This is a genomic window from Lentzea sp. NPDC020367 (assembly GCF_044387305.1).
GTDB lineage: Bacteria > Actinomycetota > Actinomycetes > Mycobacteriales > Pseudonocardiaceae > Lentzea.
On record NZ_JBIRVV010000024.1, the window covers coordinates 80,882 to 89,917 of the forward strand.

Annotated in this window: 12 protein-coding genes; 5 read left to right on the forward strand and 7 right to left on the reverse strand. The window is 68.2% G+C overall.

Going from position 1 to position 9,036, the window contains the following annotated elements; all coding sequences use genetic code 11:
- Positions 1 to 2: 2 nt before the first annotated feature.
- Complete coding sequence (thyX, locus tag ACH413_RS44950) at positions 3 to 707, reverse strand: FAD-dependent thymidylate synthase (protein WP_319977422.1); 705 nt, start codon at positions 705 to 707, stop codon at positions 3 to 5.
- A gap of 67 nt (positions 708 to 774) precedes the next feature.
- Here thyX and ACH413_RS44955 point away from each other — a divergent pair, with 67 nt between their 5' ends.
- Both ACH413_RS44955 and ACH413_RS44960 read left to right on the forward strand, forming a co-directional pair.
- Complete coding sequence (locus tag ACH413_RS44955) at positions 775 to 1,290, forward strand: toxin-antitoxin system HicB family antitoxin (RefSeq protein ID WP_360048031.1); 516 nt, start codon at positions 775 to 777, stop codon at positions 1,288 to 1,290.
- A gap of 5 nt (positions 1,291 to 1,295) precedes the next feature.
- A complete protein-coding gene (locus ACH413_RS44960) occupies positions 1,296 to 2,252 on the forward strand; it encodes a DUF4097 family beta strand repeat-containing protein (RefSeq protein WP_360048030.1) in 957 nt (318 codons plus the stop codon).
- Between the two features lie 32 nt (positions 2,253 to 2,284).
- On the opposite strand, the gene ACH413_RS44965 is transcribed toward ACH413_RS44960, so the two are convergent.
- Genes ACH413_RS44965 through ACH413_RS44975 form a run of 3 tightly spaced genes read right to left on the reverse strand, consistent with a single transcriptional unit; the run spans position 2,285 to position 4,396 of the window.
- Positions 2,285 to 2,779 (reverse strand): hypothetical protein, encoded by a 495-nt coding sequence (locus tag ACH413_RS44965; protein WP_360048029.1) that lies wholly within the window; start codon positions 2,777 to 2,779, stop codon positions 2,285 to 2,287.
- A gap of 18 nt (positions 2,780 to 2,797) precedes the next feature.
- Positions 2,798 to 3,406 (reverse strand): TetR family transcriptional regulator, encoded by a 609-nt coding sequence (locus ACH413_RS44970; RefSeq protein WP_360048027.1) that lies wholly within the window; start codon positions 3,404 to 3,406, stop codon positions 2,798 to 2,800.
- A gap of 6 nt (positions 3,407 to 3,412) precedes the next feature.
- Complete coding sequence (locus ACH413_RS44975; protein ID WP_360048026.1) at positions 3,413 to 4,396, reverse strand: aldo/keto reductase; 984 nt, start codon at positions 4,394 to 4,396, stop codon at positions 3,413 to 3,415.
- 128 nt (positions 4,397 to 4,524) lie between these two features.
- Here ACH413_RS44975 and ACH413_RS44980 point away from each other — a divergent pair, with 128 nt between their 5' ends.
- Together ACH413_RS44980 and ACH413_RS44985 are read left to right on the forward strand one after the other, a co-directional pair.
- Entirely contained in the window at positions 4,525 to 5,067 is a 543-nt protein-coding gene (locus ACH413_RS44980) for a helix-turn-helix domain-containing protein (protein ID WP_360048024.1), read from the forward strand.
- Positions 5,064 to 5,930, forward strand: a complete 867-nt coding sequence (locus tag ACH413_RS44985) for an SRPBCC domain-containing protein (protein ID WP_360048022.1) — start codon at positions 5,064 to 5,066, stop codon at positions 5,928 to 5,930. Before ACH413_RS44980 ends, ACH413_RS44985 begins: the two co-directional genes overlap by 4 nt.
- Before the next feature lie 171 nt (positions 5,931 to 6,101).
- On the opposite strand, the gene ACH413_RS44990 is transcribed toward ACH413_RS44985, so the two are convergent.
- Positions 6,102 to 6,608: a hypothetical protein gene (locus ACH413_RS44990; protein WP_396426042.1), complete on the reverse strand. Its 507-nt coding sequence runs from the start codon at positions 6,606 to 6,608 to the stop codon at positions 6,102 to 6,104.
- 21 nt (positions 6,609 to 6,629) lie between these two features.
- Positions 6,630 to 7,172, reverse strand: a complete 543-nt coding sequence (locus ACH413_RS44995; protein ID WP_360048021.1) for a GNAT family N-acetyltransferase — start codon at positions 7,170 to 7,172, stop codon at positions 6,630 to 6,632.
- A gap of 70 nt (positions 7,173 to 7,242) precedes the next feature.
- Between ACH413_RS44995 and ACH413_RS45000 the strand changes: the two genes are divergently transcribed.
- On the forward strand, positions 7,243 to 8,448 hold the full coding sequence (locus ACH413_RS45000) for a DNA glycosylase AlkZ-like family protein (RefSeq protein ID WP_360048122.1): 1,206 nt from the start codon (positions 7,243 to 7,245) through the stop codon (positions 8,446 to 8,448).
- A 1-nt stretch (position 8,449) separates the two neighbouring features.
- Here the strand turns inward: ACH413_RS45000 and ACH413_RS45005 are convergent, their stop codons facing one another.
- A complete protein-coding gene (locus ACH413_RS45005; protein ID WP_360048020.1) occupies positions 8,450 to 8,791 on the reverse strand; it encodes an HIT domain-containing protein in 342 nt (113 codons plus the stop codon).
- Between the last annotated feature and the right edge of the window lie 245 nt (positions 8,792 to 9,036).

Genomic DNA, 9,036 nt, shown 5'->3' on the forward strand with positions numbered 1-9,036 from the left:
TGTCAGCCTTCAACCACCAGCGGGCTGGAGGCAACTTCTGTGCCGTCCGGGAGTGTCGAGATGACGAAGTCCGCGAACGCGTTGGGCGCGGCCTTGGTCAGTTCGCGCAGGCAGGCGATGGCGAGCTCGCGCAGTTCGACGTTGATGTGCTCGGTGGCGCGCATCGCGATGAAGTGCCGCCACGAGCGGTAGTTGCCCGTCACGACGATCTCGGTGCCGGTGGCGTTGGGCAGCACGGACCGTGCGATCTGCCGCGCGCGTCGGCCGTTCACCGTCTTTTCCAGGCTCTGCACGAGGTCCTCGTACGCCTTGAGACTCGCCTCGGTCGCGGCGACGAACCGCGCGTGCAGCTCGGGGTCCTTCGCGATCAGGTCCGGCTCCACGACGTCGGTCGGGTCGGTGCGCTGGGAGAGCTGCGAGTACGAGAAGTGCCGGTGCCGGATCAGCTCGTGGGTGAGCGAGCGGGACAGCTCGGTCAGGTAGAGCGACGCGCTGCCGTGCTCGAACGCGGCGAGGTGCCCGACGTCGAGCAGGTGGTGCAGGAACGTCGCGTTGGTGTTCGTCATGGGGTTCGAGCGGTCCCACGACTGGTAGCAGGCGCGGCCGGCGAACTCGACGAGCGCGGCGCCGCCGTCCGCGTCGGTCGTCCACGGCACGTCGTCGGGTGGGATGAACTCGGTCCTGGCCACCAAACGCACTCTCGGCATGGGCCGAGATTAGCCCTGACATCAGGTGGTGGTTGCACGATGTCGCAAGTGACGTCATAGTGGTGTCATGGATCTGTCGCCGTACATCGCGTCACTGCGCGAGGACCTGGCGACGGCCGCATCAGCGGGGGACGAGAACACCCGTCGAACGGCCGCCGCGTTGTCCGCAGCGCTCGAGCCAGCCGCGCGACTGGCAATCATGAACGCACTGTCCGACCTGGCCGCGGAGGTCACCGCCTCCCTGGACGGCCAGGTCGTGGACGTCCGACTGGCAGGCCGTGACGTCCAGGTGGTCGTCACCGGCTCTGCCGAACCGGAGCCGGAACCGGCCCCGAGTCACGAGGTGCCGAACTTTGGCGCAGGTGACGCCACGGGTGACATCAGCCGCATCACCCTGCGCATGATCAACGAGCTCAAGTCGAAGGCCGAGGCCGCCGCGTCGGCTCAGGGCGTGTCGCTGAACTCGTTCATCCAGCAGGCCGTGGGTGGCGCGGTGCACGGCAAGCACAAGCATCACGGACACAAGGGGTGGAGCGGAAACGCCGGCCAGGGCTCGCGCGTCCGCGGATGGGTGCAGGGGTGAGCGGGATGACCGAACCGACTTCAGAACCGACCGAGCCGACAGCCGGACCGACGTCGGAAGCGGCCTCCGAACCGGCGGAGCCCGCCGGCGTGGTGCGCCAGCAGAGCTTCGAGTTCGCGGGCGTCGCCGAGATCGACATCTCGCTGCTCAGCGGCCGGGTGCAGGTGCAGCTCGTCGACGGGCCCGGTGTGCACGTCGAGGTGCGGCACGACCCGAACGCGGGCAACTCGTGGACCGAGGGCCTGTCGAGCGTGCTGAGCTGGGTCAGCGGGCAGTTCGGCACTGACAAGGCGACTCCCCCGTCAGGTCCGGAGGAGGCCGTGCGCGACGCACGCGTCGAGTTGCTGGGCAACCGTTTGCGCATCGAGTCGTCCAAGGCGCTGCCGCTGCGCGCCGTGCCGCTCTCCGTGGTGGTGACGGCTCCTGTGGGGTCGCACGTGTCGTCACGGACCGGTGCGGCTGACGTCATCGTGACGGGCGGTGCGGGTCGTCTCGACCTGAACACCGGCACGGGCAGCGTGTCCGCGGACCGGGCGACCGGCGAGGCCAAGGTGAACTCGGGCGCCGGCACCGTGCGCCTGGGCACGATGCTCTCGTCGCTGAAGGCCAAGACGGGCAGCGGTGACGTCGAGGTGTCGTCGATCGGCGGCACGACCACGCTGATCACCGGGACCGGCGACGTGTGGCTGGGCGCCGTGCAGGGCAACGTCCAGGTCCGCACCGGCAGCGGCGATCTGACCGTGGCCGACGCGGCCTCCGGCGAGATCCAGCTCGGCACCGGCTCCGGCCACATCCGGGTCGGCATCCGGCAGGGCACGCTGGCCCGCATCGACCTGGTGTCCACGTCCGGCAACGCCCGCAGCGACTTCGACGTCTCGTCGGCGCCGCTGGGTGACGCCACTTTGTCGGTCACGGGCCGCACGGGCAGCGGCAACGCTCTGGTGACCGCCGCTTCGAGCTGACCGGGGGGTCGGGTAAGGCCCGGACGACGTCCCTACGGCTCCTGGAACGGTTTGGAGCCGCCGGGGACGTCGTCCGGGAAGAGCGGGCAGCGGATCTCGCCGGTCAGGAACTTCCGGACGAAACCGGAGAAGTTCCCGTCGTACGACCAGCTCTGCCGCATGTCCGTGATCACCACGGTCCACTCGTCCGGCTCGCCCTTGGTGTACCAGAGGCAGTGATCGCCGTTGACGGTCATGCCCCAGGGCAGCAGGCCGGGAGACTCCGGGTGCACGCGCAGGCCCGGCTGACGCCGCAACGCACGCAGCATCTTGGGCGCCAGCGACATCCAGTTCATGAAACCGGCACGTGCTGTCGGGTGCAGGATCCGGACGTAACCGCCGACGATCAGTGGCGGATAGGCCTCGGCGAGATGCACGAAATCGCTGGGCAACGCCGTGCCCGCCCGGCCTTTGACCGCGTCCCAGTCGACCGGGTCAGGCCGCCTCTCGGGCGCTCCCAGCAGATCGATCCACTCGTCAGGCGGCACCGTTCACCTCCGTGACCCTCAAGCATCGCCTGTGGCACTAGGGATTCGGTTGTACCGCAGTCCAGCGACGACCAGTGAGACGACGGCGTCGAACGCGTCCTGAATGTGAGGATTCCCCCACTCCTGGGCGTGCGCCGGGTGGTGGAACACCTGCGTCGCGTCCCACACCGCCTGCGCCGTCCTCTCGACGTCGTCGGTCACGAACTCCCGGGTGTCCACTCCCACGCGAATGATGCGCGCGACCTGGCCGACCAGGTGCTCCAGGTGGTAGTCGACGACGGCGTTGTTCTCGCCGACGAGCGTCCGGAACGTCGTGAACAGCTCCACGTCCTCGCTGTGCGAGAGCCGCTTCTTGTCGAAGAGCCTCTGCAACCAGTCCCTGAGCATCTCGGAGGCGGAGAGGGTCGGGTCGAACTCCTTCTCCATCTCCTCGTGGATGGCGTCGAGCCAGCGCCGTGTCACGGCCTCCCGGAGCGCGGCCTTGGTCGCGAAGTGGCGGTAGACGCTGCCGTGGCTGACCCCGAGCGCCTTGGCGACGTCGACCACCGTCGCCTTGGCGGGGCCGTACCTGCGCAGGACCTCTTCGGTCGCCGCGAGGATCGCCTCCGAGGTCAACGCCTCCGCCACTTCATCTCACCTCTCGCTGTCCAGCATGGCCATCTGCTCGGCCGCGTAACGCGTGCCCGCAGCGGCTCCAACAGGAACAACAGCGTCGATCTCCTGCAATTCCCGCTCGGTGAACGTCACGCCGACGGCACCGATCGCCTCGTTCAGCCTCGCACGCTTGGTCGTGCCGACGAGAGGCACCACGTCTTCTCCGCGTGCCGCGACCCAGGCGATCGCGAGCTGCGCGACCGTGACGCCCTTGTTCGCCGCGATCTCGCCGAGCTTCTCGACCAGGCTCTGGTTGCGGGTCAGGTTGTCGCCCTGGAACCGGGGCGCGTAGCCGCGCCAGTCGCTCGCGTCGAGGGTGAGCGGCGTGGTGGAGATCAGGCCGCGGGACAGCACGCCGTAGGCGGTGATGCTGATGCCGAGCTCGCGGGTGGTCTGCAGGATCTCCCGCTCGACGCCGCGCTCCAGCAGGCCGTACTCGATCTGCAGGTCCGCGATGGGGTGCACGGCGTGCGCGCGGCGGATGGTCTCGGCGCCGACCTCGCTCAGGCCGATGTGCCGGACGCGGCCCTTGTCGATCTGCTCGGCGATGGCACCGATGGTGTCCTCGATCGGCACGCTCGGGTCGAGCCGCGCCGGCCGGTAGATGTCGACGTGGTCGGTGCCGAGGCGTTCCAGCGAGTACGCGAGGAAGTTGGCCACGGCGACCGGCCGGGTGTCGAACCCGATGAACGCGCCGTCGGCGTCGCGCATGCCGCCGAACTTGACGCTGAGCTGCACCTCGTCGCGACGGCCCTTGATGGCCTCGGCGACGAGCATCTCGTTGTGGCCCTGGCCGTAGAAGTCACCGGTGTCGAGCAGCGTGACGCCCGCGTCGAGCGCGGTGTGGATGGTCGCGATGCTCTCGTCCCGGTCCGCCGGGCCGTAGGCGTTGGACATGCCCATGCAGCCCAGGCCGATGGCGGACACGACCGGGCCGGTGGCTCCGAGCTGACGCTTCTGCATTTCGAACCCCTTCGTCTCTGTCTGTTCCTCCACCATGCCCGATGGACTGACAGATTTCAATATCTGTCAGTCCATAGTTGTCCGGTCCATTGACAAAAGAGTTTTGAACGTTCAAAGTCTTTTTTGCGATGAGAGACGTGATCTATCTGGACCGGATGGAGCAGGCCGAGACCCTGCTCAAGCCGCAGCGCGTGGAGGTGCTGCGGCAGCTCGCCGCGCCGCGCTCGTGCACCGAGGTCGCCGAGGTGCTCGACCAGACGCCGCAACGCGTGCACTACCACGTGAAACAGCTGGTCAAGGCAGGTCTTGCGACTCAGGTGTCCGAACGCAAGGTGCGTGGCGTCCAGGAAGGCCTCTACCAGGCCGTGGCGCGGTCGTACTGGTTGTCGCCGCGGCTGGTCGGCCGGATCGGCTCGCGTGACGAGCTCGTGCTGGGCCACCTGGTCGACCTCGCCGAGCAGATCCAGGTCGACGTGGCGGCGTTGGACCGCTCCAGCGAACTGCCGTCCGTCGGTGTGTCCGGCGAGATCCGGGTCCGTCCGGAGGAGCGGCAGCAGTTCCTGGCCGAGTTGCAGACGACGTTGCAGGACCTCTTCACCCGTTATGGCGGCGCGGAAGGGGATGCGTTCCGCATCGCGCTCGCCTGCTACCCAAAAGGAGAAGACCGATGAGCACCGGAACCATCCGAGTCCGCACGTCCGCGCCCGCTTCGAGGATCTACCGAGCCTTGACGACCGCCGACGACCTGCGGGTGTGGCTGGCCGAGCACGCCCACGTGGACCTGGAGGGCGGCGAGTTCGAGTTCTGGGGGCGCTACACGCCGGAGGTCGAACGCGGCCGGCAGAAGCTGCTGGGCTTCGACGACACGTCAGTGCGCTTCTCGTGGCTCCTGTACGGCACCGAGTACACGATCGATCTCGCTGTCGAGCAGCGTGACGGCGAGACACTCGTCGCGATGACGCAGTCCCCCTACCCGACCTGGGGCGTCGGCGACGACGAGTCGGAGGTCCTGCAGACGTTCTGGCCGCTGGCGCTGGGGAACCTGGTCGAGCTCGTCGAAGGCCGCCCGGTGCTGGGGTTCTGCGACTTCACGTCGCCCGAGCAGCGGTTCGAGTTCGACATCGCGGCATCACCGGCGGCCATCATCACCGCGCTGACCGACCCCGACGTGTTCGCGCGGTGGTTCGGCGCCCGGATGGAGATCGAGCCGCACGTGGGCGGCCGGTGGACGATGGGGAGTCTTGAGGACGACCCGAACCCCGGGAAGGTAATCGCGCTGGACGAGGGGAACCTCGCGCTGGAGTTCCACGGCGGGATGGTGTCGTCCTGGGAGCTGAAGGGCTCGGAGGGCAAAACGCACCTGACGTTCGTGCAGAGCGGCTTCGACCCGGCCACCCCGCCCTACGGGCCGTGGATGGGCTGGCTCAGCGGGTTCGCGGACCTGCGCCGCATGCTGGAGCTGCCCGGCTGGCGGCCGATGTGGCACTCGTTCGACATCCCCGGCGTGCCTGACGGGGTTCTTGTTCTCGAATAATCGGGCGCGAAACGGGCGGGTGAGAGCCAGATCATTCGGTTCTCACCCGTTTGCGCCTGGTTTTCGTCGGTCGCTGATCGATATCTTCGGGGTCGTGCTCGAGTCAGCTCGCATCGCCGTCGCCGCAGTCCTGATCGCCTTCTCCGTGACGGCGTCGATCTTGTTCAGCTACTAGATCCAGGCCATCACGATGGCCGGTGAGGCCGCGAGAACGCTGAACCTCGCGAAGCGGCCCACCAGTCCGGTGGCGACGAACATCGTGGTGGACATGCCCGCGAGGCCGGCGAGCACGCTCGTCGCCATGAACGGCGGCACCCCGACCAGCGCGCTCACCCCGTGCGTGCCGGCCATCCAGTTCGGGTGCGCCTTGCACTTCACGTTGATCCAGTCGCCCCAGCGGTGCATGCGCGTGCCAGGACCGAACCAGCGCCTGAGCTTGGACGGCTTGTCACTCGGCTTGCGGTGCATGAACTTCGGCAGGTGGATGTCGCCCCGCGCGGCGTAGAAGTACAGCAACTTGCCCAGCACCTGGCCGACCGCCACCGAAAGGCCGACGATCCAGAAAGAGGTGTCGGGCCAGCGCGCGCAAAGCCCCAGGACGAACATCTCGATGCTGATCAGGGGAACGATGGCCGAGCCGAGCGCGACCCCGAAGGTGAGACCAACCAGGGCGAGCACCCGGCCGAGGTTACACAGATCTCAGTCACCGAGTCGGACGGTCAGTGGACCGGACACCCGCACTTCGCGCAACGGACGACCACCTGCGTCCAACGTGCGCACCGTGCCATCCCCCGTCCAGCCCAGTCGTTCGTAGAAGTTCCGCGACGCCTTGTCGGCTTCCGGCACCCACGCGATGCCGCGCGTCGCCCCGGTTTCGTCGAGCCTCCTGGCGGCCTCAGCGACGAGCCGCGTGCCGTGCCCACGCCGCCCCCAGCGGGGTTCCACGAGAACGCTGAGCAGCGCCGTGGTTGCCGCGTCGTCCGGGAGCGTGCCGTCCGCTTTGGCCACTTCCTCGTCCGGAGCCTTGCTGGCCACGACGAACCCGACCGTCCACTCCCCCTCGGTAGCTTTGAGGACCGCACCACTCTGGACGGCGAGCGCCCACGCCTCGTCCGCGTCGAGCGCGTCGAGGACTTCGGGCGGCAGCAGTTCGGCGTAGGCGAGCTTCCACGTCTCCCGATGGATGCGGACGATCTCCGAAAGGTCAGCAGCGGTGGCGATGTGCACGCCGGCGTCGGCCATAAACGCAGCTTATCGATGCCGCGTCGCGGAATTGTCAGGGGTGCGTGGCACCATCGGCGACGTGCAGAGGATGAGTGCGGACGTCGCCCGTCGAATCGCCCTGGGCGCCCAGGGCTTCACCGACCTCAGGCCGCCGGTGGCCACCCGCAGACACCTGCAACGCGTCCTGTCCCGCGTGCAGCTGCTGCAGATCGACTCGGTGAACGTGGCCGTGCGCGCGCACTACATGCCGCTGTTCTCCCGCCTCGGCGCCTACGAGCCCACCCTGCTGGACGAGGCGGCCTGGACGCACTCCACGCGCAAGCCCCGCATGCTGGTGGAGACCTGGGCGCACGAGGCGTCCCTAGTGCCCGTGCTGGACTGGCCGCTGTTCCACTCGGGCGCGAAGAAGCGCGGCTGGTGGCAGAACTACCAGACCATCCTCGAACGCTCCCCCCAACTCGTCGACGACGTGCTGGCCGCTGTGAAGGAACTAGGCCCGATCGGCGCCGGCGCCCTGGAAAAGGCCCTCATGGGCGACCAGGGCCGCGCGAAGGGCCCGTGGTGGGACTGGTCCGAGGTAAAGCGCATCTGCGAGGTCCTGTTCGGCGTCGGCATCCTCACCACCGGCACCCGCCGCTCGTTCGAGCGCCTGTACGACCTGACCGAACGCGTGATCCCAGCCGACGTCCTGGCCCAGAAGTGGACTCCAGACGAGGGCGCCCGCGAACTAGTGCTGCGCTCCGCAGTAGCGCTGGGCGTGGCCACCGAACCAGACCTGCGCGACTACTACCGCCTCGACCCACGCCGCTCCCAAGCCGCCGTGGCGTCTTTGGTGGAGGAAGGCGTGCTGGAACCCGTGGCCGTAGACGGCTGGCGCGGAGTCGGCTACCGACACGTCGACGCACGCGCCCCACGCCGAGTGGTCGGCCGCGCACTGCTCTGCCCGTTCGACCCGCTGATCTGGGAGCGGGCACGCACCGAACGGATCTTCGGCTTCCGCTACCGCATCGAAATCTACGTGCCGGAGCCCCGCCGCGTGCACGGCTACTACGTGTTCCCGTTCCTGCTGGACGGCGCACTGGTCGCCCGCGTGGACATCAAGGCCGACCGAGCGGCCGGGGTGCTGCGAGTGCAGTCGGCGTGGGCAGAGGACGGCGTGGAGCGCGGACGGGTAGCGGCGGAGCTGGCCGCAGAGCTGCGGCTCATGGCCGACTGGCTGGGCCTGGACGACGTGCTGGTGGTGCAGAAGGGCGACCTGGCAGCGGAACTGATCGCGGCCGTGATCAACGGCTAGCTCAGTCGCGCTTCACGAAGCGCGCAACTCCCTCACCAACCGCGACGTGCCAGTGCAGGTGCCTGTTGTGCTGCTCGGTGCCCAGCGTAGTGACCACCTGGCAGCCGCCGTGCCGCTCAACCGCCTGGGCGGCAACGGTCTTCACGGTCGCGAGCAACTCCAGGGCAAGTTCGTCGTCGAGATCGAGCAGCGACGAGACGTGCCGGGTGGGGATCACGATGACGTGGTCGGTGCCAAAACCCGGCAGGGGCGGCCGAAAAGCGAGCGTGTTCCCAGTCCGCGCGAGCACCTCGACCTCAACCTTGCCCGGAATGACCTCATCGCAGTACCAGTCCGGCCCCATGCTGCCCCCGATCTCACGCTGACGCAGGGGTACCCCCTAACCGGGAACCCCTACATCTCAACGTACTCAGGGGGTCTGACAGTCCAGGGACAACAGATCACACCGAACGGAACGCGAAGCCGAAGGCGAGCCGTCTTTACCAAGCGGGCTGGGCGGTGGGGTCCCGTCACGAGTCGCGCCATAGCTCTTGCTGCATGCAGGTAGGGGTGTCAACTCGACACGCTTTTCGTCGAGTTGACACCCCT

Coding starts and splice junctions, on each gene's coding strand:
- thyX (WP_319977422.1), bottom strand. CDS start 707: ATGCCGAGAGTGCGTTTGGTGGCCAGGACCGAGTTCATCCCACCCGAC.
- ACH413_RS44955 (WP_360048031.1), top strand. CDS start 775: ATGGATCTGTCGCCGTACATCGCGTCACTGCGCGAGGACCTGGCGACG.
- ACH413_RS44960 (WP_360048030.1), top strand. CDS start 1,296: ATGACCGAACCGACTTCAGAACCGACCGAGCCGACAGCCGGACCGACG.
- ACH413_RS44975 (WP_360048026.1), bottom strand. CDS start 4,396: ATGCAGAAGCGTCAGCTCGGAGCCACCGGCCCGGTCGTGTCCGCCATC.
- ACH413_RS44980 (WP_360048024.1), top strand. CDS start 4,525: ATGAGAGACGTGATCTATCTGGACCGGATGGAGCAGGCCGAGACCCTG.
- ACH413_RS44985 (WP_360048022.1), top strand. CDS start 5,064: ATGAGCACCGGAACCATCCGAGTCCGCACGTCCGCGCCCGCTTCGAGG.
- ACH413_RS44995 (WP_360048021.1), bottom strand. CDS start 7,172: ATGGCCGACGCCGGCGTGCACATCGCCACCGCTGCTGACCTTTCGGAG.
- ACH413_RS45000 (WP_360048122.1), top strand. CDS start 7,243: ATGAGTGCGGACGTCGCCCGTCGAATCGCCCTGGGCGCCCAGGGCTTC.
- ACH413_RS45005 (WP_360048020.1), bottom strand. CDS start 8,791: ATGGGGCCGGACTGGTACTGCGATGAGGTCATTCCGGGCAAGGTTGAG.